We start from the raw sequence: 24,426 nt of genomic DNA, 5'->3' as shown, positions 1-24,426 counted from the left end.
TGATCAATATGAACCAAAACACAGCCCCCCGAATGCCAATTAGAGTCATGCTTCTTATCTCACTGTATGTTGTACTCACTATTATTGCTATTTGGCGCGCAACAACATATCAAGCATATGATTTATTAACACTGGGAGTGATACCGGTATTCATTGGTTTAATCAGACGTGCTGCATGGACAAAAGTACTGTTGATTAGCTACGTAGGCTTACAAACTCTCGGACTTACAGCTATCACCACAACAGCAATCATTGCCTATCAAATCACCCCTGATGACGTAAAACTTGTGTTTCAAGGTTATGACATACCACTGATCCCACTGTGGTTGTTACTGTTGAGCGTGGTGGTATTTCAATGGTGGGTTGGATTGTCTAACGTGACGAGAGACTATCTCGTTAAAAAGTAAGCATAAGACACTATTACTCTGGTTTGACTGCCATCCTTAGGGCATTTTTAGTGTACAATTCGCTCATACGCGCAACATTAAAACAACAAAATAATAATAAATATATCTGTGGAACGTGAATTATGACTAGTTTATCCCCAAGTGAATTATCCATCCTATTACTTGAGCCGTCAGAGACTCAACGTAAAATTATCATTACGCGTCTTCAGCAAGAAGGGGTGAGCAGCATTCAAACTGCCGCAACGATTGCGGAAGCCAAAACGATTATTCAACGCCATAAACCCGACTTAATCGCCAGTGCACTGCATTTTGTCGATGGTGAAGCCACAGAGCTACTGCAATACATCAAAAGCACTCCAGCGTTAAATGATATTCAATTTATGCTGGTGTCCAGTGAGTGTCGCCGTGAACAGCTCGAAATCTTTAGGCAATCAGGTGTTGTCGCCATTTTGCCTAAGCCATTTAATGCTGAGCACTTAGCGACGGCACTTAATTCGACCATTGATTTACTCAGCCACGACGAGTTGGATTTAAGCCACTTTGACGTGCATAACATCAGGGTATTAGTCGTTGATGATAGCCGAATGGCGCGTAATGTGATTAAACGCACTATTGGTAACTTAGGGATGCAACTGATTACTGAAGCGGTTGACGGTGAGCAAGCTATCAACCTAATGAAAGAAAACATGTATGACTTAGTGATAACAGACTACAACATGCCTTCGGTGGATGGTCTTGCATTAACGCAATATATCCGTAATCACAGTCAACAATCACATATCCCCATTCTAATGGTATCGTCAGAAGCCAATGACACCCACCTAAGTAATGTATTTAGTGCTGGAGTTAACGCCTTATGTGATAAGCCTTTCGAACCACAGTTAGTAAAGAAAATTCTTTACCAACTGCTAGAAGAATAACCACAGAGCCAAAAAAGACATTATTTGTACTGATTTTGCTCTAAAACCATTACAGATACTGAATTTATGGGATAAAGTGCTTTTAAACCAGCATGGCTTGTGGCATGTTATTCATGTTTTAAAAAACACTTCTATGGAAAGCAGAGAATATCAATATGAACAAAAGTGAATTAATTGCAAAAATCGCTGAGAATGCGGAACTAACTAAAGCTGAAGCTGGCCGCGCACTAAAATCTTTCGAAGAAGCGGTAACTGAAGCCATGAAAAATGGTGATAAAATTTCTATTGTTGGTTTTGGTTCTTTTGAAACCACTCAACGTGCTGCTCGTACAGGCCGTAACCCACAAACTGGCAAAGAAATTCAAATCGCTGCAGCTACTGTGCCTAAGTTTAAAGCTGGTAAAACACTAAAAGATAGCGTTAATTAATTATTACGCTCAGTCTTTTTTTGATAGAAACCTCCTCTGTGGAGGTTTTTTATTGGTTATTTTTCAGCTTTGCTTATTCTGTAATCCAGATGCCTGAGTTACATGAACAATATAGATCACTTCAGAATCCCTTCTTTCGCACAGCTAAACGCTAAACGACTCAATATAAGCAAATACCTAAGCCCAAAGTATCATTGCACAATAAAAGTGCATTAGTGCATCATTTAGCGGCAACAAAGATGCAACAAGATGATCCAGTATTATATAACCCACTAATTTAAATAATAAAAAAATATTGGCATGCGATTCGCTAATTGATCTTCAGACAAACCAACATTGAGCTCATTTAATGACACATAAATGCCTCAGTGATAATAAAACTTTAAGGGATGAAGATGAAAAAATCACTATATCAAGCTATTGCATTATCAACAGGCTTATTACTAAGCGGCTCTGCCCTTGCTGAAGTCACTGGCAATATTGGCGCAACATCGAACTACTTATGGCGTGGCACCACGCAAACCAATAATGAAGCGGCCGTTCAAGGCGGCATTGACTATGCTCATGACTCTGGATTTTATGCTGGTACTTGGGTATCGAATGTCGATTTCGGTGATGAAACCAGCTACGAATTAGATCTTTATGGTGGTTATGGCGGTAACTTTACTGAAGACCTAACTTACGACATCAGCTACCTTTATTATGCTTACCCAGATGCTGGTGGCAGTATTGATTTTGGGGAAGTAGCCTTAGTACTTGGATGGAAATGGTTAGATGTGGGTTATTCTCAAGTGATCAACGCTGATTCTGATGTGTCAGGTGCAAGTGACGAAACAGATTGGAACTATATCCAAGCCAATGCCAGTTTCCCGTTAACAGAAAAGCTCAGCATTGCGTTCCACTACGGTTACTCACAAGGCGATGTCGTTGAAGATTTATTCGGCGACACCTATGCAGACTACAATGTCACATTAAGCGCTGAAACAGACCTAGGAACTGTCTCATTTATGGCCTCTGACACGGACTTACCGGACAATGATGCTAAAGTCGTTTTAGGCTACTCATATGGCTTTAGCCTATAACGAGTCAACCTATCGCATATGCGCTTTGCAGTATTGTTCATATCGACGCCACCTAGTTAAAGGTGGCGTTTTTTTATCTGTATTGAAAGCGGAGCATTATCTACGATCAGCACATCAGCACATCAGCACATCAGCACATCAGCACATCAGCACATCAGCACATCAGCACATCAGCACATCAGCACATCAGCACATCAGCACATCAGCACATCAGCACATCAGCACATCAGCACATCCAGAATAGTTGATCACAAGCATACTCTTCGCACAAGCTAATTTGTTTTACTAGCAAGAAAAACATTTACTGCTAAGCTCAAAGAGAAAGGTAAAAATAGCTGTCCAACTGAGGAAAAATATTTTACTTCCCTATTTAGGTTTTTTTAGTTAGAAAATGCTCATTGAATTAATACCACGCTTTTATTCAACATGAGGGTTTTGTTATGGCTAATCTTAGTGAAAGAGTGCCTGATGACACAGAAATGGACGCGATGACAACGCCTAGAAACGTTAAATCCGCAGAAACATTACAACATAAACGCCAAGTAAAACGCAGGTTAGAAGATTTCCTCGAACAAGCTCAATTACGTAAAGCGATTGGTGACGACGACTTTTTCTAAAAAATAGGGATAAACGCTAATGTCGTTTATCCCTGTCTATTTTAAGCGAGCGAACTTAAACACTATTAAGCGCTAATTAATCGCCTATTCACTCTTAGTTTGTACGCGCCTAGTGTGCTTACCGGCTTGTGTTTGTGTGAGTAGCAGCTCAGCTTTGGCCCCTAAGTACACATATATCCCTAACCCAACCAATAGCCCAACGACCGCCAACATCATCAGAATGGCTGGTTCAATATATTGCTTTTCTCCCAGCGACGCTTTAAACATGGTCAGCAAAGCTTCAATTGAAATCGCGATCAAAATGGTCGAAATAAACCGCGTAATCGTTCTTCGGGTCGAACTGTGGCGGAAGATATCTTTATGCATAAGCACTTCTTCTTCCAAAATGGTTTTACCCAAATCAAAAATAGCTAATGCCAATGTAAGAAAAATGATAATACCAAAGGGCTGTAGCGGATCATGGGTCGCAGATATTTGGCTAAATAAGGTATAAATATCGCGGATCACGGTCCACATAAGTACACTCACCAACACAAACAGACACAGTACAATCGCAGCATAAATGCTTTTAAAAAACGGTGACATTTTACGCCGAGCACTGTCGCCCATCATAAACTCGATCAATCGTGTTAGGTTGACATCAATAACCACAATAACCACTTGTCCAGAGGCCGATTTAATCATTTGTGATGCCGACAAACACAGCCCACCACCGGAGTTAGATAAATAAGGTCGAGTGATATGAACGGTGTCGATGGCAGTCAATTGAGTAAAATAAGGTCGCTGACTTCGGTCAGCATGATGACCGCAAGCCATTAGCTTAACTTGCTGATTAATGACACTGATATTAGGGCAAATCTGCATCCCTTGCTGATCAAGTAAATAAATGAGTTCCACAAAGGGATAACTAATCGCCATGTCTTCAAAAATTTTAGCTGAAATAGGCTGTTCGAATAGATTAATGTCTCCCACACCGATCAAAATCGATTCTAATAATTCGTGTACCAGGTGTTCATATTCATGGTAACGCTCAATCACACTTAAATAGCTCATCGCTGCCATAGGTTTTCCTTTTAATCAAGACTACTTTAGCTAAAGCAGTTTTAATGCCAAATAAATAATCTATAATTTTTATAGACTTAAATAATATGACTAAAAGGGGTTGCGATATAAACTGATTTGTCGCACCAAAACAGTGCTACATTTGAGGTATTTTTTCATTGCCGTTTTGCGATCAACATCTGCTAATATAAGTGCTAATACTGCTTACAACATTCTCAAGATTAGGAAAAGACAATGTCTGACTCTTTATTGCGTTATCAACAAGATATTCGTCGTTTTTCTGATGAATTAATTCGCATCCAAGCACCGATTAAAATTTTGGATTCGATAAAATGGCCAAGACAAGTTGAAGATGACTTTTTAGCCAAACAAAGCAAAGAATTACCCAACGTCAGTAATGATTTCTATCAATCGATTCCTTTATCATTTAACGCAGATCAGACCCAGACCGACCTACAAGGGTTAAAAAATGCCGTTGAGCGAGGTTTAGGCAAACGCGATAAGCTAGGTAAAATTTTACTGGCTAACATTGACCAATATCGAATAGTAATAGACATGCTGCATAACCGCGGCAAGCCAATGTTTGGTAAACTCAGCCAAGAGCTATACGGCAGTGCGAGCGACAAATTACATGGCGATCGTCATACGGTACGCCAACTGGGCGATCGCTTAAGCCATATATTTTCGCTGCCAGCAGCGCGTCACATGAGTAGCCGTCATCCTAAAATAGTTACCGCCCCAGAAGCGGTAAATATTCTTAGCGAACGCTTAGTGAAGTATTTTCATAATGATGAAATTCACGTTAAATTGAGCGATGGTATTGTCTCTGATGCGGCAGTAGGTGGCGATACCGTTAAGCTCAATACCCGCGCCATGTTCAGCGAATCGGATCTCAATGTATATGAAGTGCACGAAGGCTGGGTGCATGTGGGCACCACACTTAATGGTCGGGCGCAACCACATGCAACTTGGCTCAGTGTTGGTTCACCACGAGTGACAGCGTCGCAGGAAGGCTTAGCAGTGTTGATGGAAATGCTGACATTAAGCTCAAATCCAGGCCGTGCTCGTCGAATTAGCGATCGAGTATCTGCTGTCGACATGGCAGAACAAGGTGCCGACTTTATTGAAGTCTATCGATACTTTAGAAATCTCAACCTGAGTTCAAAAGACAGTTATCGTGTTACTCAACGGGTGTTTCGTGGTGGCATGGTTGGTGGTGGCAGCTTTTTCACTAAAGATATCTCCTACGTACGCGGTTATGTTGAAAACATTAACTTTATTCGTAGCGCCATCAGCACAGGTTTACCAGAACTAATCCCAATGCTGTTTTTGGGTAAATTAGCCATCGAAGACATTCCTGTTCTGTATCAAGCTTACCAAGAAGGCATTATTGCCCACCCTAAATATTTACCCCCAATGTTTGAAGACATTAGCGGTCTGTATGCTTGGTTTGGTTTTGCGTCTGGTATCGGCAATATCGACTTAAAAGGGGTGCAACGTCATTTTGCACGCCAATTCAAAAATGTTGTCCCGACTTCTGCTGTCGACTTATTTGAAGATTCAGAATTTGATAACAACTTCGAATAAAGAGTAAACAAAGGAAACTCGCTAAGTGTGGCATAGGTCACACTTAGCTGGCTTTACAAGTGCAATCATCAAATAAGCTAATGCATTGTTACCCGACAAGTTTGCTATAGTGTAATGACCACGATGGTTGAGACTTACTATGAAACACATTCTATTTTCAGCGTTATTTTCAACGTTATTCTCCAGCTTGATATTAATAAGTGGCTGCACCCCAGCCACCCCTTCACAAGCATTAGGTACCTTAGAGCGCGATCGAGTCATTCTTCGTTCAACCGCCGCAGAAATCATTACTGCACAACCCATTAAAAAAGGCATGCAAGTCAACGCCGGTGATTTATTAGTCCAATTTGATACCCAAAAACAAGCCGCGCGCTTAGCGGTAATGCAAGCCGAAGTGGTCAAAGCCCAAGCCTACTTACTAAAACTCACCAATGGCGAGCGCCCTGAAGATATCGCCAGTGCCAATTCGGCATTAAAAAGTGCTAACGCCGCCAAAATAGAAGCACAAAAGTCTTATCAACGCAGCGCGAGTTTATTATTAAAAAATCTAGTCAGTGAAGCAGAACGCGATCGTGCTTTAGCGCTTCGCGATCAAGCCAATGCAGAATATGACGCCGCCAACGACCGGCTAACCATATTAATCAAAGGTGTTCGCCAAGAAGATATTTTTCAAGCACAAGCGGCACTCGATGCTGCCAATGCCAACCTACGTTACGAGCAGCAGGTTTACAGCGACTTAAGCATTCGTGCAACTCGCAGCGGTAAGCTGGATAACTTACCTTACAATGTAGGCGAACGCGTCCAACTGAGTGCTATCGTTGCAGTTATTCAAGCTGATGCAGCGCCCTACGCCAGAGTGTATATACCTGAACCCTATGCTGCCAAACTTCACATTGGCCAAACGTTGTCGGTCAGTGTAGATGGTATCGACGGCACATTTAACGGCACACTGCGTTGGATAAGTACTGAACCAGCATTTACCCCCTACTATGCGCTTAATCAATCAGATCGGTCACGATTAGCCTTTTTAGCTGAAGTCAATTTAGACAGTTCGGCCAGCGAGCTACCTACGGGCATACCAGCCCAAGTTATATTGCCGACACAAAAATGACACCATCCGTAGACCCACAATGGGTAATTCAAGCTCATGGCCTCACCAAAAAATTTGGCGACTTTGCTGCGGTCGAGCAATTAGATTTATTGGTGCCGAAAGGCAACATTTATGGTTTTTTAGGCCCAAATGGCTGTGGTAAATCAACCACCATTAGAATGTTAACTGGTTTACTCACTCCCACCGAAGGCACCATCAATGTCATGGGGTTAGCCATCCCGGAGCAGGCTGAAGCATTACGCCATAACATTGGTTATATGACCCAAAAGTTTTCCCTCTACGATGACTTAACGGTTACAGAGAACCTGCAATTTATTGGCCGAATCTATGGTATCGACAGTAGCACCTGCAAAAAACGCATTGATCAGCTGCAAAGCACTTACAAGCTAAGCCAGTATCAACATCAACTGGCTGGCACCCTCAGCGGTGGACAAAGACAACGATTGGCCCTTGCCTGCGCCTGTTTAAATCAACCTAAGTTACTGTTTTTAGATGAACCCACCTCAGCCGTTGATCCACAAAACAGGCGTGACTTCTGGGAGCAACTTTTCGATTTATCTGAACAAGGCACCAGTATTTTAGTGACTACCCATTATATGGATGAGGCCGAACGCTGCCATAAAATTGCCATTATGGAAAAAGGCAGGATCAGAGCGGATGACACGCCAAAAGCATTAATGGATAACATCAATGCCCATGTGGTTGAAATCAACACCACTGATTTAAGGCCGTTAAAACAAGCATTAATCAGTCACGTTGAAGTGACCTCTGCGGCGCAGTTAGGCCATAGATTACGGGTCTTGGTCAGCAAACAAGTGGCAGATCCTATCTCTTGGCTACTGCATCAGTGCCAACAGCATAATCGCCCCGTTAACCTGCAAGATATTCACTTGGTTAGCGCTAATCTTGAAGACGTTTTTGTCAGTCATACTGGACAGCGTGTTCCAGCCTCCCATGAAGCAACATAAGGGCTAACAACATGCTGAACAGTATTCGCCATAGCTACATGCGCATTCACGCCATTACCGCTAAAGAAGTTAAGCAGCTTATGCGCGATCGAATTACCTTTGCTATGGTGATAATGATCCCGCTGATCCAGCTGTTGTTATTCGGCTATGCCATCAATACTGATGTACGGGCAATACCAGTCGCTATTGTTGATCAAAGTGACTCAGCAGCAGGGCGCTGGATAGTCGAGGCGGTAAAAGTCACCCAGGTAGTGGAAGTCACATCCTATCTCACCACAGCCGAGCAAGCTCAGGCTGCTATTCGCCGTGGCGACATTAAAGCGGCATTAATTTTACCGCCTACCTTGAACGAAAAAATCGCTCGCAATGAACCGATTGGCCAATGGATAGTCGATGGTTCAGACACCATGATTGCTGGCGCGATAAAGCAACTACGAAACCTATCGCTCAACGATATTGTACCGGAGCAAACCAGCAGCCAATCTCGGTTTGAAGTTAGCTTGTTTTATAATCCGGAGCAGCGATCAGCGGTAAATATTGTTCCAGGTTTAATCGCCGTCATTCTGACCATGACCATGGTACTGTTTACTTCATCAGCCATCGTTCGTGAGCGTGAACGCGGTAATCTTGAATTATTAATCACCACTCCGATTAAACCAATAGAACTAATGATTGGAAAAATATTGCCCTACATCGTCATCGGCTTAGTGCAAATGACCATTATTTTGGGCTTGGGCAATATTATTTTTGCAGTGCCCATCAATGGCGCTATCAGTCATTTATTATTAGGTACTTTACTGTTTATTACCGCGAGTCTGACATTAGGGTTAATCATTTCCACTATTGCAAAAACCCAGCTACAAGCCATGCAAATGACCATTTTTGTATTATTACCGACCATATTACTCTCTGGATTTATCACCCCATTAGAAGCCATGCCGACGGCAGCCAAATGGATTGCTGAAGCACTACCAGGGACCCATTTTATGCGGGTGATCCGAGCGATTGTGTTAAAAGGGGCGACGTTGGGTGAGTTAATTAGCGATGTGTTATGGCTGGTGGGTTTTACAGTCATTGGATTATGGATTGCAGCGATGCGATTCAGTAAACGATTAGATTAGCGCCTATTGCATGACTCCAATAGGCGCTAGAAAGATGGGTCTAGTTATAAGCCACGGTCGATGACATATGCCTCGCCGTTACACTCTAAATAAACAGCACAAGACGGGTAATTAACTTTGCCACATTGCTTCAACACAATGGCATTACCGCCTCGTTGAGTCACTTGTAATTTGAGTGACTTAGTCATTGAAGACAAACTTGGAAGATCATCTAACTTTTCAGGATCCGATGAATTTTCACAATATGACGTGGTCACATCGCCAAGAAACTGTGCTTTGAACCTAGACATTTCTGCTGAGGTGTAGGTATCAACTCCAGCTATTGTGGCATTGCCTAGCGCAATTGTACCCGCATTGGTTCGCAGTGACAGGTTAGAGCAACCCGACACTAACACCGCACTCAAGATAGCTGCAACAGAGGCAGTAAAAAAAACGTGCTTCATAAAAATCCTTTTAAAAAAGCATGTTTGTCAATGTACTGATAAACACGCTTAGCTATTATTATTGTTGAATTATATTACTCGGTGCCATTATCCGGCGATTGCTGAATGATTTAGCCAAGCGATTCAGCCAAACAAATTATCCTAACAATGCACCTGCACTATTTACCCACACGATTTACTCACTCTATGCTTTGGCTTTTAGTGCGCGTTGCTTGATAAAGTATTCACGGGTTAAGCCAAATACCACAGGGCTTAATAGCACTAACGCAATTAAGTTTGGAATTGCCATCATCGCATTCAACGTGTCGGCTAATAACCAAATAAACTCTAATGAGCTTACAGCACCCAAAGGCACAACCAAGGTCCAGATTAGACGAAATGGTTTTACGGCTTTATCGCCTAATAAGTATTGAATACATTTTTCACTGTAAAAACTCCAACCCAAAATAGTGGTAAAGGCAAACACAGCCAATGCGATGGCCACAATATAATTACCCATGGGCAAAGCATGTGAAAATGCAAGAGAGGTTAATGCAGCGCCGTTTTCGCCAGATGTCCACGCACCAGAAACTACAATCGCCAAGCCCGTTATTGAACACACAATGAGCGTGTCAATAAACGTCCCTAACATGGCCACTAAACCTTGTTTCACTGGGTTATTAGTTTGCGCCGCCGCATGAGCAATTGGCGCACTCCCTAACCCCGCTTCATTTGAAAATACCCCACGTGCCACACCAAAACGAATCGCAGCCCATACCGCTGCACCCGCAAAACCACCTTGAGCTGCTACTGGGTTAAAGGCACTTTCAATAATCAACATAAAAGCAGCAGGTACTTCGTCTGCATATACAACCAATACCGCTAAACCTGCGGTAATATAAAATACCGTCATCAATGGCACTAACTTACCCGCCACTTCAGCAATACGTTTAATACCACCCATGAGTACCGCACCCACTAGCACCATTAACACCACACCAGTAACCCAATTAGGTACACCAAAGTTACTGCTCATTGCATCAGCGACTGAGTTAGCTTGTACAGTATTACCAATACCAAAACCGGCAATAGATCCAAACAGAGCAAATGCAGTGCCTAACCAGGCCCATTTACTGCCTAAACCATTTTTGATGTAATACATCGGGCCGCCAACATGGTTACCGTTAGCATCTGTCTCACGATATTTTACCGCCAGTACAGCTTCCGAAAACTTAGTCGCCATACCCACGAGCGCCGTACACCACATCCAAAATAATGCCCCGGGTCCGCCAATAAAAATCGCCGTAGCCACACCAGCGATGTTACCCGTACCAATGGTGGCCGATAATGAAGTCATGAGAGCATTAAACGGACTGACATCACCTTTTTCACTTTCATCAGTAACCTGACGACCCGACCATAATAATTTAAAACCTCGATTCAGCTTTAAAATAGGCATAAATTTTAAGCCTATCGACAGAAACAGCCCGACCCCTAAAATCAAAATCAGCATGGGAACGCCCCATACTATACTGTTAATCATACTGACAAATTGCGTGACTGCTTCCATGTAAAAAACCTCATAATGAGTAATGACTTATGTCGAATATTATAATTATTAGATGTTTGGTTATTTTTATTATGGTTACGGTGGCCCAACTCCACTGCAACGATTGCATTTTTTAGATTACCCCGATTAAGTTAACCATGGCAAGCCACTGCATGAGCTAATGAATCATCTTCAAGATGATTCATTAGCTCATGCACATACAAATTATTTTTCGAGTACCACTTTCAATGACTCTAGACCTTGCTGTAAATCAGTACCTATCATGGTTTCAAAATCGATAAACAAAAACATTAAGTTAGTTGGATAAGCAAAATGGCCACTAAAACCCCAATCAACTTTAGTTTGATTAGCATTAACGGCTGTAGTGCTCATATAGGCAGGCTCGGTCGCTTCAAAGGGTGAAATAAACCGTAATTCAAAATCGATACGTTTACCTTCATCTATGGCAATAATTTCTTGCTCGCCAACACCTACATCCGGGTTTTCACTTGCCCAAGCAGACACAAAGCCTACTGTCGCATCGGTACCGCGGTAGGCTTTCACCATCTCGAGATCCATTTGCGCCCACTTACTAAAATTATCTTGGTTTTTTAGATGTTTAACGTAATCAAAAACCTCGAAAATCGGTTTATCTATGATGATAGTACGAGTGACTGAATAGTCTTTTTGAACAAATAGGGCGACAACAAAAGGGATCGCTATAATAGTCGCGACAGCAACGAGAATTTTTCTAAGCATTATTATTATCCTCTAGTATACATAGCGTTATATGTCAGACTTTTTGGCTTAATGGCCAACACGCAATCTCCTCAGTATACCGACTAACAGCAGGCTAACAATAAAAATTAACATTGGGTTAACAATAGCTTCTCATTAAACATCGTGCTGACGTCACACTAGCGGCTATTGCTTGAAATGCGATCGCATGAGCAGAGGTCTGTCATAAATGACCAGAAAGGGTCTGCTTTATATCCACTGATCATTTAACGCAGTTCGATCGCTATCTATCTCACCCGTATTGACGACACCTCGAGGTTCGATAATCATGATCTTGCATTCTTTTTTCGCCATGGGTTTATGCTCAACCCCCTTAGGAATAACAAACATTTCCCCTGCCTGAAGCGTAATGTCCTGATCGCGAAAAGCGATCTGCAACGTTCCTTCCATTACAATAAACACTTCGTCAGTATCGGCATGTTCATGCCAAACAAACTCACCCTCGACTTTAACCAATTTAAATTGATAGTCATTCATTTCTGCAATTACACGAGGAGACCAATGCTGGTCGAACAAAGAGAACTTGTCATTGAAATTGATCACTTTCGTTGGCATAGAAACGCCCCTAATGAATGGTCATTATGATTATGGTTATAGTTATGGCTATAGTTATGGTTTGAGTTCTGATTCATATTTTGGTTCTGGTTCTGGTTCTGGTGAATAAGTTTCAACGGGGTCTGTGTTGAATTGTTGCGCTAATTTAGTCATACATGACTGACAAACACATTGGCCATTAGGTAAATCAACCAAAGTAGATGCGGCTTTGTACTGCTCAATAATCAATGGCATGTCTAACGTTTGCTTAGCACACCAGCATGCATCAATGGCTAATCCTTGCTCCATCGCACAACCGTTAGCTTGCTGGCAAAGTGGGCACGATTGTGCTGCTGAAGTAAATAATGTCATTGCCAAGCCTATATGGTGATGATGATGACTGAATATACTGACATTTAGCATCCGGCTCAATAAGCGCTCTGCGTATTACATTTCTGAAAATGAATTAACAACCAATAAAAATACCCATTAAGCGTTAACTTAATGGGTATAACTGACAAAGATTAATGGTTTAGACTAAGCAAATATGATTACTTTATATTATTTTTAAGCGGGAAAACCGGATACGAAGCCGTGCCCAAAACAGGCTTGCCGGCAACGGATTGGCCATAATATCCTTGGTGCTTATGATAGGTGGCTTGAGTCTTACTCACATCACCGTTAAAACGAGGATCTTGTGGCCGATCAAACGAATTAAGGTAAGCCGCTACATCCCAAGCTTGCTGAACCGTTAATTGCACGCTTTTGCCTAACGGCATATTTTCATAAATAAAGTCAGCAGCTGTATTTACCCTATGCATGCCTGCGCCCCAATTATAGCTTTGAGCTCCCCATAATGGTGGTAATGCAGTAACACCAGCAATCACTTGTCCTTGGCCATCTTCACTATGACACACTTGGCAATGTGCTTGATAAACTGCCTGACCACGTTCAGGAGAATAAGCCAGTTCAGGTTGAGGTGTTTTCGGATAGCCGCGCCCAGGAAGCTGGCTTAACGCTGCAGTATCCAAATGTTTAGCAATAGCTGCTGGCATTGGGAAATCATCCCGTTTACCGCCTTTAACCAACTCCACATCAGACAACTCAGGCACTGGGCCTGCAACCTTGTATTGATCCATTAATCCGCTCATGCCCAACCAGTAAGAATAGGCCGATATTGCCACAAGTTCAGGAGAGTTTGCCGCCGGAGCTTTACCGTTCATTGAATAGGTAAAACAACCTTGTATGCGCTCTTGAAAAGAGTTTACTTTATCGTTTTTCTTACGATAAGCAGGGTAAGCAAAGTATGCCGCCCATAAAGGCGACGAATTAGCTTGTCGTCCTGAATTCATATGGCAGTTAACACAATTGAGCTCATTGCCAACGTACTTGTCTCGTAGCTGTTGGGTGTTAACAAACAATTGATAACCTAACCGAACCTTGTCACCAAAATCCCCCTCGGGAATAGCAGTTAATGGTGCGGGTTGAAGATAAACAGCATCAACTTTTTTCTCCAGCGCAGGTAATGCAGCTTGGCGATCGGGTAGTGTCGTCGAAGACTCTGACGATTTTACCGCAGTAGGCTTAGCCGGAACTTCGGTCAATAATTCATCGGCCTGTAAAGGCAAGCTAAACAGAGCGCCAATGGTCAATAGCGATAATAATTTCATAGCCATGTCCTTATTTTATATTGGCAAAAAACTGAGATAACCCATCGATTTCGGCAGCCGTTAATTTCAGCGCAATATTGCCCATCATGTTATCAGCATCGCCTGTACGAGAGCCCTCTTGCCAGGCTAATAATTGGGTTTTAAGGTAACTGGCTTGCTGCCCCGCTAAACGAGGAAACTGCCCGCCACCCACGGCAGATGGACCATGGCAACTAACACATGCTGGAATGGTACGTGACCAGTCACCTTGAAAGGCTAATTTTTCGAACGGATCGCTAATACCAACCTTGTCACCGCGAAATTGGAGCGGAATGTCAGCAACAGGTTGCTGACTAAAATATTGCGCTACCACAGCAATATTGTCACCTTGCACCGTTGCAGCCATTGCTAACATGGTTGGATTTTGACGTTTACCTGCATGAAATAACGCAAGTTGATTGCTGATGTAATCGGCAGATAAGCCTGCTAAACGAGGGCCAATAATGTCGATACCTTGACCTTGTACACCGTGGCAAGAAGTACATAGCTGAGCCGCAGCAGGAACCGGCAGTTGTGGGGAAGTTGTTTCTGCAGCTTCTGCGGTCATAACAGTTAGCATCGTTATGCCAGCCAATGCAGCGAGCTTGTAAAAGGATGTTTTCATCATCACACCTCTTTAGTCATTCGTTATTGGTTATTGGTTATTGGTTATTGTCTTACCACCATAGGCTAAATATATTCAAAAAAGAATACGGCAAACGTCGAATATTTAAACAAAAACCCCGTTAATGGAACCATTAACGGGGTTTAAATTGAGTGAATTTTACACTGTACTACTTTGGACGCACGCCTAATGTATGGCAAATGGCATACGTTAATTCTGCACGATTAAGCGTATAAAAATGGAAATCTTTAACACCTTCACGGGACAATACTTTCACCATATCAATAGCAACGTTGGCACCCACTAACTGACGTGTTGCAGGGTCGTCATCTAAACCTTCAAATTGACGATGTAACCAATGTGGAATGGCGACATTGGTCATGCCAGCAAAACGCTTAGTTTGTTTAAAGTTAGTCACAGGTAATATCCCTGGAATAATCTCAACATCTATACCAGCTGTAACGCAACGGTCGCGAAAACGTAAGTAAGATTCAACATCAAAGAAAAATTGAGTAATGGCGCGGTTAGCACCCGCATCAATCTTTTTCTTTAAGTTAATTAAATCAGCCTGCGCATTACGCGCATCAGGATGCACTTCAGGATACGCTGCTACCGAAATATCAAAGTCGGCCACTGAGCGCAGTAAACGCACTAAGTCATTGGCAAAGCGAGTTGGTTTTGGGCTACCGTCAGGTAAATCACCGCGCAATGCCACGATGTCTCTAATACCAGAATTCCAATAATGCTTTGCCAGCTCAACCAATTCTTCATCACTAGCATCAACCAAGGTTAAATGCGGCGCAGCGAGTAGATTGGTTTCTTTCTGGATACGTTCAATCACGCTATGAGTACGGTCACGTACACCAGAATTGGCACCGTATGTTACTGATACAAATTTAGGGTTCAATGGTTCTAAACGACGAATAGAATTCCACAAAATCTCTTCCATTGCTGGCGTTGATGGCGGAAAAAACTCAAAAGACACATTAATATCATTCAGCTCAGACAAGCTCTGATTTAACGACTGGGCATGTTGTGCATGATGAAAAGCCATAATGTATTCCTTTAACTTCTGTAACACTTAGGAGTCTATACCAATCAGCTTAAATGATTAACTTAACCTAAATCATTTGGCCGTTTGGACGTCTATATGTCCATATACTAGTTTAACTGCATACTAAGTCAAGCTAAAAAACCATCAATAAGCAATTTGTAATAATCACATTAACGCTAGGCCTAAATCATAGACAATATAAAACGGCTGAAAACAGCCGTTTGTTCATCTATCTGCAGGCTTTTTGTTCATCAGCCTGCAAACAGTGTCATTTGATAATGTTCCAATTATTTTTTAAAAAGTGCGCTAACACTTAGGTTCTAACAAAGTTAATAGCATTAGTGACTATATCTGATGTTAATGTGCGATAGACATGATGACTCTCTGACAATTATCGAGTTGCATAACGTTTGGTTTTATTAGCAGTTGCTTTTATTTGCGAACTGGATCGACTTTTGTAAAACCTAACTGCCTAAATTTAGTTTATTGTGCTAAATTTAGAACTCACCGTTCTAATTTTAATCTTTTGTGAGGCAACCATGGCGCATCGTTGGCAAATTGCAATTTCTGCTGGTTTATTAGCAGCTGTTTGGGCTGGTCTTGCTGATGTATTTCATCTCGTGACATGGATCGGCTTTCTGGGCTGCAGTACCTTTTTCGCTCAAACGGAAACTGGCGCTAAAGGCATGATGATGGCGATGATGACCAATCTTTCCGGTGTATTCTGGGGCTGGTTAATTATTGCAGGCAGCGGTGTTCTAGGTTCGCCAATGATCAGCTATGCATTAACAGGCATTGTCACCGCATTTATGTGCTTACAAGCCAGTAATAAAAACTTCGCCTTTATTCCCGGCACCTTTATCGGTTGTTGCATCACTTTTGCCTTAAATGCTGATCTAGCCGCTATCATTCCACCACTTATTATCGGCGCCGTACTCGGTTACAGCATGAGCCTACTCACAGGCCTATTAATAACGTTAACCGATAAAACAGCTGAATCATTAAAAGATGACGCAGTAGAAGAAGCCTAAGCACCCAAGGGCTTAGATTGTGTCACCTTAGGGATATTGGTTAGCTGCGAGTAAATAAAGATAACTAAAGACTGGGCCAATCTTTAAATATTCATCAACAATTTTTTGGGGCATGTTTTGTGGCCTTAAAGAAAACCTACCAACTCAACACAAAAATAATTAGCTAAGTATTGATGAGCTAAAATTGTATAGAAAAGCGAGATGCCTACAACATCTAATTGATTTTTTGTTAGCAGTTTGTTTAACGAAAACTTTTCCTAATACTATTGATATAATTTAAATCTGATGGGCATTGATTTGAAGGCATAATTATACTTTTAACGCCAAAGACTAATCCTGCTCCCGCAACCCCTGCAACTAACGGGCTCATTCCAATTAAGGCTGAAATTCCAGCACTTCCTAAACCTGCTCCAACGATGCCAGAAAAGTCAGTATTAATTATGTTTTTCAGATGAGTTGTTACACGCTTAATTCCCGATTCACCAATAGTTTTATCAATATCTTTAAGAGCTAATTCAAGACGCGCTATTTGAGAGTTTTTGGCACGAGGGATATCTTTTGAACTTTGTATCGTTTCGTTTATTTCATCCATATGACATCGAAAAGCAAGAAGTTCATCTCTTCTTTTGGCTTTAAATTCTAATATGTCGGCTAAAGGTGTTCCTGCACTTGGTACTGGTAACATGTCGTAAAGTTCAACCTCGACACCAATGCCTACGCTTTGCTGTGAATAAAAAGGAATGTCTGCTAATTGAGCAATAGTCCAACATCCAGGTTCATTTACTTGGTTTTGTCTAAAGGCGGCTTCTTGGGCTTTTATAAAAAACTCACCTCTACCCGTATTGATACCACCTTGAAAAGTAACAACAGTGCGTTTAATATTTTTAGTTGACTCTAAGTAGTCAATTTCAGGAGAGCTTATATAAATAAGCATATTTGTTGGGTAATCGATTTCATCCCAATACATTAAGTACTTTCGTAGCTCAATTGGATCGGGGTCACCACCACAGCGAACTCCACCAGTATAAATGGGTGTAAATGGTGGGGAAACTACAATTCCTTTTTTACTCATATTGAACTCCTACTAGAGCACTTACATCATACTAAAATCTGGCTGATTAATATCAGCCTACATTTACTATCTTATTGATATAAATTAATTAAATTATTCAGACTCACTCTAAATCTCAGGATTCAATAACATTGAGGCCGTTGAAGAAAATAGCGTGAATCCAGACATGGATGTCTGGTTAGCTTTCGAGGGGAAGGGACGCCCCATCGGAAGCGTTAGCATTTTCACTCTTTATTAATAAAGTGGGCCGAGGCTGGATTAAAACGAAGTTAAAAGCTGAATCAATTTCCGTCGCGACCTTTTCGCTTCTCAGAAAATGTTGCCGGAACGCTGAGGGTTTGCAAAGGGGTACAAGCGCTTTACCCCTTTGCTCTGGTGTGGGCGAAGCGCCACGACGTTACTGGCCGCAGGTCATAAAGCAATAAGGCCATAAAACGAGATCCCAGCTCAAAAACATTACCGAGAGGACATAAAAAAGACCATCAATAATGGTCTTTTTTAACAAAACTACTCTTGCAACAGGTCTTTGCAAATATGCACCAAATCCGACTGCACAGCCGCAGCAGTCACCTCACGCCCAGCCCCTGGGCCGCGAATAATCAATGGATTACCTTGATAAAACGCACTGCGAATAACAAACACATTATCCCCTGGGGTTAAATTCGCATAAGGATGATTATTATCAACCCACTGCAAACCCACTTCAGCCTGTAACTTACCTTCGACTTTATCCAGCGAAGCCACATAACGTAGCACCTTGTTCTGTTCAGCTGCAGCGACATACTGCTGCAACAAATCATCGTCTAACTCACTGATGCGTGTTAAAAAATCTTCTAGTGACAACTCTGCTAAAGCTTGAGGCACTAATGAGTTAAGACTAATATCGTCTAGCTCTACCGCTAAACCTATCTCGCGAGCCAAGATTAACAACTTACGTTGCATATCGCGGCCAGATAAGTCATCACGAGGATCCGGTTCAGTAATGCCTAAACTGCGAGCATGCAGTACTAATTCTGAGAACGGCTTACTGCCATCATAATTTTCGAACAACCAACATAACGTGCCCGAGAAAATACCACCCACGGCTTCAATAGTGTCACCACTATTACGTAAGTCATTTAACGCATGTTGAATAGGTAAACCTGCGCCACAACTGGCGTTATAACGCCAAAATAAGCGGCGATTACTCAGCTGCTGCTTTAATTCACGATAAAATGGCAATGGCCCTGAGCCGGCTAATTTATTGGCACTTACCACATGAATACCACGGGCAAATAGCTCGGGATATTGTAAGGTTAAGGCAGCACTCGCACTGATATCTAAGGCGACAATTTCATCGCATGATAACTGCGCTAATTGATCAAACAGTTGATCATAATCCCATTCAATACCTTGCTGTTGATAATCTTGTTGCCATTGTTCAAGGTTAATTCCGTCGTTAGAAATTAACGCTTTTTTCGAACCGACTAAACCAACGAGCTCAACAGAGGCTTCGAGTTCATGATCTAATGCTGGACTGGCGCGTTTAAACAAATCAATCCACGCCTCACCAATGTTACCCACTCCCAGCAATAACACTCCAATACGCATTCTTGGTCCAGCACAACGACGATGTACTTTTTGGGTCAATAAACTCACTTGAGCTTGCGGGACTAAGGTGACCAAACTTAATGCATCTTGATAAATCGGTTTGGCATCACGGCTGAGTAGTCGGGCAAAACTGCGTCTAAAGTGATGAGCATCGGCACTGACTAATGCCACTAGGCCTAAGTCAGTTTGGGCACTCAACTCTTCAATCAAAAATTCGCTGCTGTATTGAGTGAGCAAAGCTTGCACTTGTTTTTGGCTTTCAAGCGTTAACGCCAACTCAAACTTATGTTGTGCTAGCGACCAATAAGCTAACGGCGTGATACCAGCTTTATCCAAAATGGCCAACAATGGTTCAATGTCTGCGTTCATTTTAAAACTAAACAACACCACTTCATTTAAGTTAGTCACGACTGGCGCACTCGCAGATGAACTCAGTGGCGCAATTAAGGTGAAGTCGGTGTGCGAAGCATAGCTTGAGCGTACCGCTAAACTCACTTTAGTATTAAACAGTGGCTGTAAGGTACGAGAATGCAGTACAGGAGAGCCCAGGCGCGCTAAGCGATCCGCTTCTGCGAGTGACATACTCTTGAGTAATTTAGCATCATTAATTTTATTCGGGTCGGCGTTAAATACCCCTTCAACGTCGGTCCAAATGGTCACACGCTCAATGTCAGCTAAGCTGGCAATTAAGGTGGCACTAAAATCAGAACCATTGCGACCCAGCAATAAGGTATCGCCGTGGCGGTTAGCGCATATAAAGCCGGTGATCACTAAACGCTCTTGCGGGTGCAAGGCTAATAAGGCCTGTACCTTGTCACGAGACTCAGCCACTAAAATATTGGGTACGGCGCCTTCATCGGCTACCAAAATAGAGCACGCATCGACATGAGTCGCAGCTACGCCCATTTCTCGTAACAAAGCGGCCATTAAGCGCGCCGACCAACGTTCACCAAAACTCACCACTTGGTTTAATTGGTAATCGTTACGTTGCTCTAAAGATAATAAGCTGACTAACTGAGATTTGTCGGTAGACAAACGTTCGCGTAAATCACGCGCTTGCTCGTTTGATAATAATTGTTCAATTAACGTCTGCTGGTAACTGATCAGAATTTGCAGCTCTTCTTGCCACAACTGACCGCTGTCACGCAGGCTCAATAATTTGTATAAGAAGTTAGTCGTTTTTCCGGCGGCGGATACCACAACTAAATCATCACTCTGACCATGCGTAAGTAGAATATGTGCAACACGGCGATAGCAATCTGCATCCGCTAAACTTGAACCACCAAACTTATGTAAATGACTTCGCGTCATTACTGACTCCTTAAACAACTACGACTTTTGTTGCGACTGCTAGACTTCTATTTTGAAACCAATAGTGTTGCAAGTGCATGTTTTGCTATTTTACCCAATTTGGTCGAAACCACAGCTAACTTAAACTCGAATTAAGCTGATTTTATCGCGGCAACAGCTGCTAGGCCTGCTTGAATATCGGCCAAGAGGTCATCTGCATCTTCAATACCGACAGATAGTCTCAATAAAGTCTCTTTAATACCAGCCTCTTGCCTTGCTTGTGGGTCCATTGCTCTATGGGTCATAGTGGCCGGAACGGCGACTAAACTTTCCACTCCGCCTAAACTTTCGGCAACACTAAACAACGACAGCGCCTTTAAAAATGCCACCACTTCCGCTTCGCCGCCGATTAACTCAAAACTTAACATAGCGCCAAAGCCTTGTTGTTGTTTTGCCGCAATTTCGTGACCTGGATGGTCTTTTAAACCCGGATAATACACCTTGGCCACCACATCACTGGCGCTGAGTAACTCAACAATCTTTTGTGCATTACGTTGATGCTCACGAATTCGTACCGCTAAAGTACGTAAGCCTCGGAGGGTTAAATAACTGTCAAATGCTGACCCCGTAAGCCCAAGAGTATTTGACCACCAATGTAACAACTCACCCACTTGAGGATCTTTAGCCACTACAGCCCCACCGACCACATCGCTATGACCATTGATGTATTTGGTGGTTGAGTGAATCACAATGTCTGCACCTAATAATAATGGCTGCTGTAATATTGGTGATAAAAAGGTGTTATCGACTGTCACTAGCGCGCCAACGTCATGGCAAGCGATACTAATGGCATTAATGTCTACCACCCGCAATAAAGGATTCGATGGCGTTTCTAACCACACCATTTTCGGTTTTTGAGCTATCGCTTTGCTCAGCGCTTGCGCATCAGTTTGATCAACAACCAATAACTTAAATTGGCCTTTTTTGGCCAAGTTAGTAAATAAGCGGTAACTGCCACCATAACAATCGTGCGGCACAACCAATAAATCCTCTGGGCCAAGTAAGCTAGTCACCAATGTAATCGCCGCCATGCCGGTACATGTCACCACGCCGGTAGCACCTTGCTCGAGTTTGGCGAGTGCGTCACCTAAAATACATCGAGTAGGATTACCCGAACGACTGTAATCAAACTCGCGCGGATTATTGTGGCCATCGAATGAATAATTGGTCGATAAATAAATCGGTGGCACGATAGCACCATGTTGTGTGTCTGTTTCAATACCTTGGCGAACGGCCAATGTGGCGTTTTGATGCTTAGTCATGGTAACTCCTAAAATTTCACAAACACACAAAGAGATGTCTAGACGTCCAAATTTACCTAAGAGATCCCCATCCGTCAACTTAAATAGACGTTTAGACGTCTAAACATCAAGAAATCTATTTGCAATCGGGATTAAATAGTAGCAATAATTTGACTAGAGATTGTAACGGTTTAAAATCTGCAGCGTATTTATCGTTAAGGGTAAGTTAATGACTGAGTGGAATGGCGAATATATCAGCCCATATGCCGAGCACGGCAAAAAAAATGAACAAGTAAAAAAAATTACGGTTTCTATCCCTTTAAAAGTATTAAAAGTACTGACGGATGAGCGGACGCGTCGCCAGATAAATAATCTGCGCCATGCAACTAACAGTGAACTGCTATGCGAAGCATTTTTGCATGCGTACACAGGTCAACCATTACCTTATGACGGTGATCTATCAAAAGATCAGCCTGATAGCATTCCAAGTGAAGCGAAAAAGTTAATGGATGATATGGGTATCGAGTGGGAAGAGCTCGAATAATTCACTGATTAGTCAATACCTCACAGACTTTGAAACGACCCTAATAAGAAGTCGTCATGTTTTTAAAGAGAACTTATGATGTCATTTATCGATCCAACGACCTTGATACTGGCATCGATTATCGTGTTTTTTGGCGCGCTAACCCAAAGCTTAATTGGCTTTGGGTTAGCCGTTGTTGCTAGCCCGCTGCTGTATATTGTTAATCCTCAATTAGTTCCTGTTCCTATTATTGTTATGGGCTTTGCCATTTCTGCAATGACCTTATTTAGAGAACGCGGTCATCTACAATTTAATGGTTTGCAATATGCCTTACTCGGGCGGATCCCTGGGGGGTTTTTAGGCGCTGGATTATTGCTGTTTGCCCCACAAGCCATACTAGGCTTAGTGATTGCAGGCATTGTGTTTATTGCTGTTATTCTTAGCATCTTTCGCTTTACCGCCCCTATTAATCGCCTCAGTTTATTTATCGCTGGGGTATTTTCAGGCATATTTGGCAATATCGCTGCTATCGGTGGTCCACCAATGGCCATTTTGCTTGCAGGCCAAGACCCAGGTCAGTTTAGAGCGGCATTATCTGCCTTTTTCGTGTTTAGCTCATTAATTGCCTTAGCTATTCTAACCATCGTCGGCTTAGTTGAAGTGAAGCATTTATGGCTATCACTGCTATTATTGCCTTCAGTCGTTGCTGGTTATCTTGTCTCAGGTAGATTAATTGGCCGCGTTGATAAAGATAAAACCCGCATAGTCACCTTAGTGTTATGTAGTATTAGTGCCACTGTGTTAGTGATTATGTCGACCAACACGTTAATGAGCTAATCAGCTATTCTGTACCTGTAAACAAAACCAGCCATCAATGGGCTTGTTCGCTAATAATGATTAAAATCTTCCCCTTCTATTTATCAAGCAGTCTATTTCTCACCTAAAAACGCCATCAATAAGTATCAAAAAAACCACTTTTATCTCCTCTAGCAAAATCCTCATCTTGGCGCAATAGATCCACATCACACTAGTTCATTAGATTTCTTTCAATTAACTTTTTTTCAATTAGATTTTTCTCATGGATATGATCTACTTCAAATTAACACTACTCACTTTTAGGTAACATTGTTTACAGCAAATAAATAATTAAATGCTGTTAATGCACAACCCTAATAAGCCCGACAGAGGACAAAATGATGAACACTTACATTAAAGTTGGTATCGCAGTTGCTATGGCATTATCACTTGGCACCCAAGTGATGGCCGCAGATGGTGGTAATCCTAAAAAAGGTAAGCACCTGTACAAAAAAGAATGTAAAGCCTGCCACAGCGCTAACAGTGAAGGTCCTGAATTAACCCCAATGACCAAAACCATGAGCCAATGGGATCGTTTCTTTACTCGTGATAAGCACAAAGCTAAACCTGCCGTTTTTGAAGCCTTATCAGAAAAAGACATAAAAGATATTCAACAGTTTTTATATGACCACGCCGCCGATTCAGACCAACCAGCTACTTGCGGCTAAATCATCAATGCTGAGTATCTTTTCGTTCTAAACGAAACATCAGCCAATAAACCAAACGAAAAAACTGTGAGGCTTAGCCTCAGGGATCCTGACACAAAAAATTTGCCAAATTGACCTTGTTAT

General features: G+C 42.2%; 25 protein-coding genes. 13 read left to right on the top strand and 12 right to left on the bottom strand.

From position 1 onward, the window contains the following. Positions 1-8: 8 nt before the first annotated feature. The 5 genes from CXF88_RS02140 to CXF88_RS21960 all read left to right on the top strand — a co-directional run bounded on the left by CXF88_RS02140 (position 9) and on the right by CXF88_RS21960 (position 3,454). Positions 9-407 carry a hypothetical protein gene (locus tag CXF88_RS02140; protein ID WP_242445080.1) on the top strand — a complete coding sequence of 133 codons (399 nt, stop codon included), beginning with the start codon at positions 9-11 and terminating at the stop codon, positions 405-407. A gap of 122 nt (positions 408-529) precedes the next feature. Next, positions 530-1,327: a response regulator gene (locus tag CXF88_RS02135; protein WP_011638949.1), complete on the top strand. Its 798-nt coding sequence runs from the start codon at positions 530-532 to the stop codon at positions 1,325-1,327. Between the two features lie 155 nt (positions 1,328-1,482). Next, positions 1,483-1,755, top strand: a complete 273-nt coding sequence (locus CXF88_RS02130; RefSeq protein WP_011638950.1) for an HU family DNA-binding protein — start codon at positions 1,483-1,485, stop codon at positions 1,753-1,755. Positions 1,756-2,150: 395 nt separating this feature from the next. Next, positions 2,151-2,837, top strand: coding sequence for a TorF family putative porin (locus tag CXF88_RS02125; protein ID WP_059745699.1), 687 nt, complete (start codon positions 2,151-2,153; stop codon positions 2,835-2,837). 440 nt (positions 2,838-3,277) lie between these two features. After that, complete coding sequence (locus CXF88_RS21960; RefSeq protein WP_011638952.1) at positions 3,278-3,454, top strand: hypothetical protein; 177 nt, start codon at positions 3,278-3,280, stop codon at positions 3,452-3,454. A gap of 84 nt (positions 3,455-3,538) precedes the next feature. Here the strand turns inward: CXF88_RS21960 and CXF88_RS02115 are convergent, their stop codons facing one another. Beyond that, positions 3,539-4,516, bottom strand: a complete 978-nt coding sequence (locus CXF88_RS02115) for a PDC sensor domain-containing protein (protein WP_101085127.1) — start codon at positions 4,514-4,516, stop codon at positions 3,539-3,541. Between the two features lie 234 nt (positions 4,517-4,750). On the opposite strand from CXF88_RS02115, the gene CXF88_RS02110 reads away from it, so the two are divergent. The 4 genes from CXF88_RS02110 to CXF88_RS02095 all read left to right on the top strand — a co-directional run bounded on the left by CXF88_RS02110 (position 4,751) and on the right by CXF88_RS02095 (position 9,303). Next, positions 4,751-6,103, top strand: coding sequence for a flavohemoglobin expression-modulating QEGLA motif protein (locus CXF88_RS02110; protein WP_101085126.1), 1,353 nt, complete (start codon positions 4,751-4,753; stop codon positions 6,101-6,103). Positions 6,104-6,242: 139 nt separating this feature from the next. Beyond that, positions 6,243-7,214, top strand: coding sequence for an HlyD family efflux transporter periplasmic adaptor subunit (locus tag CXF88_RS02105; protein WP_101085125.1), 972 nt, complete (start codon positions 6,243-6,245; stop codon positions 7,212-7,214). Then, a complete protein-coding gene (locus CXF88_RS02100; RefSeq protein ID WP_101085124.1) occupies positions 7,211-8,182 on the top strand; it encodes an ABC transporter ATP-binding protein in 972 nt (323 codons plus the stop codon). The genes CXF88_RS02105 and CXF88_RS02100 overlap by 4 nt, the downstream gene beginning before the upstream one ends. An 11-nt stretch (positions 8,183-8,193) precedes the next feature. Then, complete coding sequence (locus tag CXF88_RS02095) at positions 8,194-9,303, top strand: ABC transporter permease (protein WP_101085123.1); 1,110 nt, start codon at positions 8,194-8,196, stop codon at positions 9,301-9,303. 44 nt (positions 9,304-9,347) lie between these two features. Here the strand turns inward: CXF88_RS02095 and CXF88_RS02090 are convergent, their stop codons facing one another. The 8 genes from CXF88_RS02090 to metF form a co-directional block, all read right to left on the bottom strand. Further along, the gene (locus CXF88_RS02090; RefSeq protein WP_101085122.1) at positions 9,348-9,746 is read right to left on the bottom strand and encodes a hypothetical protein; all 399 of its coding nucleotides are present in this window, start codon (positions 9,744-9,746) and stop codon (positions 9,348-9,350) included. 184 nt (positions 9,747-9,930) lie between these two features. Next, the gene (locus CXF88_RS02085) at positions 9,931-11,295 is read right to left on the bottom strand and encodes a sodium:alanine symporter family protein (RefSeq protein WP_101085121.1); all 1,365 of its coding nucleotides are present in this window, start codon (positions 11,293-11,295) and stop codon (positions 9,931-9,933) included. Positions 11,296-11,499: 204 nt separating this feature from the next. Beyond that, positions 11,500-12,033: an SRPBCC family protein gene (locus CXF88_RS02080; RefSeq protein ID WP_101085120.1), complete on the bottom strand. Its 534-nt coding sequence runs from the start codon at positions 12,031-12,033 to the stop codon at positions 11,500-11,502. A 228-nt stretch (positions 12,034-12,261) separates the two neighbouring features. Continuing rightward, positions 12,262-12,627, bottom strand: a complete 366-nt coding sequence (locus CXF88_RS02075) for a cupin domain-containing protein (RefSeq protein ID WP_101085119.1) — start codon at positions 12,625-12,627, stop codon at positions 12,262-12,264. 54 nt (positions 12,628-12,681) lie between these two features. Beyond that, complete coding sequence (locus tag CXF88_RS02070; RefSeq protein WP_101085118.1) at positions 12,682-12,978, bottom strand: cysteine-rich CWC family protein; 297 nt, start codon at positions 12,976-12,978, stop codon at positions 12,682-12,684. Positions 12,979-13,157: 179 nt separating this feature from the next. Next, positions 13,158-14,276, bottom strand: coding sequence for a c-type cytochrome (locus tag CXF88_RS02065; protein ID WP_101085117.1), 1,119 nt, complete (start codon positions 14,274-14,276; stop codon positions 13,158-13,160). 10 nt (positions 14,277-14,286) lie between these two features. Continuing rightward, positions 14,287-14,874, bottom strand: coding sequence for a c-type cytochrome (locus tag CXF88_RS02060; RefSeq protein ID WP_242445086.1), 588 nt, complete (start codon positions 14,872-14,874; stop codon positions 14,287-14,289). A 214-nt stretch (positions 14,875-15,088) separates the two neighbouring features. Further along, positions 15,089-15,973, bottom strand: coding sequence for a methylenetetrahydrofolate reductase (metF, locus tag CXF88_RS02055; RefSeq protein WP_011638965.1), 885 nt, complete (start codon positions 15,971-15,973; stop codon positions 15,089-15,091). 539 nt (positions 15,974-16,512) lie between these two features. On the opposite strand from metF, the gene CXF88_RS02050 reads away from it, so the two are divergent. Then, positions 16,513-17,004 carry a DUF1097 domain-containing protein gene (locus CXF88_RS02050; protein ID WP_101085116.1) on the top strand — a complete coding sequence of 164 codons (492 nt, stop codon included), beginning with the start codon at positions 16,513-16,515 and terminating at the stop codon, positions 17,002-17,004. Positions 17,005-17,245: 241 nt separating this feature from the next. On the opposite strand, the gene CXF88_RS02045 is transcribed toward CXF88_RS02050, so the two are convergent. The 3 genes from CXF88_RS02045 to metB all read right to left on the bottom strand — a co-directional run bounded on the left by CXF88_RS02045 (position 17,246) and on the right by metB (position 22,278). Then, on the bottom strand, positions 17,246-18,076 hold the full coding sequence (locus CXF88_RS02045; protein ID WP_101085115.1) for a DUF6236 family protein: 831 nt from the start codon (positions 18,074-18,076) through the stop codon (positions 17,246-17,248). Between the two features lie 507 nt (positions 18,077-18,583). Beyond that, on the bottom strand, positions 18,584-20,977 hold the full coding sequence (locus CXF88_RS02040) for a bifunctional aspartate kinase/homoserine dehydrogenase II (protein WP_101085114.1): 2,394 nt from the start codon (positions 20,975-20,977) through the stop codon (positions 18,584-18,586). A 131-nt stretch (positions 20,978-21,108) separates the two neighbouring features. Continuing rightward, positions 21,109-22,278, bottom strand: a complete 1,170-nt coding sequence (gene metB / locus CXF88_RS02035; RefSeq protein ID WP_101085113.1) for a cystathionine gamma-synthase — start codon at positions 22,276-22,278, stop codon at positions 21,109-21,111. A 208-nt stretch (positions 22,279-22,486) separates the two neighbouring features. On the opposite strand from metB, the gene metJ reads away from it, so the two are divergent. The 3 genes from metJ to CXF88_RS02020 all read left to right on the top strand — a co-directional run bounded on the left by metJ (position 22,487) and on the right by CXF88_RS02020 (position 24,303). Then, positions 22,487-22,801, top strand: coding sequence for a met regulon transcriptional regulator MetJ (metJ, locus tag CXF88_RS02030; RefSeq protein WP_011638970.1), 315 nt, complete (start codon positions 22,487-22,489; stop codon positions 22,799-22,801). Between the two features lie 75 nt (positions 22,802-22,876). Beyond that, positions 22,877-23,617: a sulfite exporter TauE/SafE family protein gene (locus tag CXF88_RS02025; RefSeq protein WP_101085112.1), complete on the top strand. Its 741-nt coding sequence runs from the start codon at positions 22,877-22,879 to the stop codon at positions 23,615-23,617. A gap of 356 nt (positions 23,618-23,973) precedes the next feature. Further along, positions 23,974-24,303 carry a cytochrome c gene (locus tag CXF88_RS02020; RefSeq protein WP_101085111.1) on the top strand — a complete coding sequence of 110 codons (330 nt, stop codon included), beginning with the start codon at positions 23,974-23,976 and terminating at the stop codon, positions 24,301-24,303. The last annotated feature ends 123 nt before the right edge of the window (positions 24,304-24,426 follow it).

The organism is Shewanella sp. ALD9, assembly GCF_002836315.1.
Taxonomy (GTDB): domain Bacteria; phylum Pseudomonadota; class Gammaproteobacteria; order Enterobacterales; family Shewanellaceae; genus Shewanella.
Note: the sequence above shows the minus strand (reverse complement) of the source record. Positions and strands in the feature narration are given on the sequence as shown.

Coding starts and splice junctions, on each gene's coding strand:
- CXF88_RS02045 (WP_101085115.1), bottom strand. CDS start 18,076: ATGAGTAAAAAAGGAATTGTAGTTTCCCCACCATTTACACCCATTTAT.
- CXF88_RS02040 (WP_101085114.1), bottom strand. CDS start 20,977: ATGACGCGAAGTCATTTACATAAGTTTGGTGGTTCAAGTTTAGCGGAT.
- CXF88_RS02100 (WP_101085124.1), top strand. CDS start 7,211: ATGACACCATCCGTAGACCCACAATGGGTAATTCAAGCTCATGGCCTC.
- metB (WP_101085113.1), bottom strand. CDS start 22,278: ATGACTAAGCATCAAAACGCCACATTGGCCGTTCGCCAAGGTATTGAA.
- CXF88_RS21960 (WP_011638952.1), top strand. CDS start 3,278: ATGGCTAATCTTAGTGAAAGAGTGCCTGATGACACAGAAATGGACGCG.
- CXF88_RS02140 (WP_242445080.1), top strand. CDS start 9: ATGAACCAAAACACAGCCCCCCGAATGCCAATTAGAGTCATGCTTCTT.
- CXF88_RS02065 (WP_101085117.1), bottom strand. CDS start 14,276: ATGAAATTATTATCGCTATTGACCATTGGCGCTCTGTTTAGCTTGCCT.
- CXF88_RS02110 (WP_101085126.1), top strand. CDS start 4,751: ATGTCTGACTCTTTATTGCGTTATCAACAAGATATTCGTCGTTTTTCT.
- CXF88_RS02095 (WP_101085123.1), top strand. CDS start 8,194: ATGCTGAACAGTATTCGCCATAGCTACATGCGCATTCACGCCATTACC.
- CXF88_RS02085 (WP_101085121.1), bottom strand. CDS start 11,295: ATGGAAGCAGTCACGCAATTTGTCAGTATGATTAACAGTATAGTATGG.
- CXF88_RS02020 (WP_101085111.1), top strand. CDS start 23,974: ATGATGAACACTTACATTAAAGTTGGTATCGCAGTTGCTATGGCATTA.
- CXF88_RS02090 (WP_101085122.1), bottom strand. CDS start 9,746: ATGAAGCACGTTTTTTTTACTGCCTCTGTTGCAGCTATCTTGAGTGCG.
- CXF88_RS02025 (WP_101085112.1), top strand. CDS start 22,877: ATGATGTCATTTATCGATCCAACGACCTTGATACTGGCATCGATTATC.
- CXF88_RS02105 (WP_101085125.1), top strand. CDS start 6,243: ATGAAACACATTCTATTTTCAGCGTTATTTTCAACGTTATTCTCCAGC.
- CXF88_RS02135 (WP_011638949.1), top strand. CDS start 530: ATGACTAGTTTATCCCCAAGTGAATTATCCATCCTATTACTTGAGCCG.
- metF (WP_011638965.1), bottom strand. CDS start 15,973: ATGGCTTTTCATCATGCACAACATGCCCAGTCGTTAAATCAGAGCTTG.
- CXF88_RS02070 (WP_101085118.1), bottom strand. CDS start 12,978: ATGACATTATTTACTTCAGCAGCACAATCGTGCCCACTTTGCCAGCAA.
- CXF88_RS02125 (WP_059745699.1), top strand. CDS start 2,151: ATGAAAAAATCACTATATCAAGCTATTGCATTATCAACAGGCTTATTA.
- metJ (WP_011638970.1), top strand. CDS start 22,487: ATGACTGAGTGGAATGGCGAATATATCAGCCCATATGCCGAGCACGGC.
- CXF88_RS02130 (WP_011638950.1), top strand. CDS start 1,483: ATGAACAAAAGTGAATTAATTGCAAAAATCGCTGAGAATGCGGAACTA.
- CXF88_RS02075 (WP_101085119.1), bottom strand. CDS start 12,627: ATGCCAACGAAAGTGATCAATTTCAATGACAAGTTCTCTTTGTTCGAC.
- CXF88_RS02080 (WP_101085120.1), bottom strand. CDS start 12,033: ATGCTTAGAAAAATTCTCGTTGCTGTCGCGACTATTATAGCGATCCCT.
- CXF88_RS02115 (WP_101085127.1), bottom strand. CDS start 4,516: ATGGCAGCGATGAGCTATTTAAGTGTGATTGAGCGTTACCATGAATAT.
- CXF88_RS02060 (WP_242445086.1), bottom strand. CDS start 14,874: ATGCTAACTGTTATGACCGCAGAAGCTGCAGAAACAACTTCCCCACAA.
- CXF88_RS02050 (WP_101085116.1), top strand. CDS start 16,513: ATGGCGCATCGTTGGCAAATTGCAATTTCTGCTGGTTTATTAGCAGCT.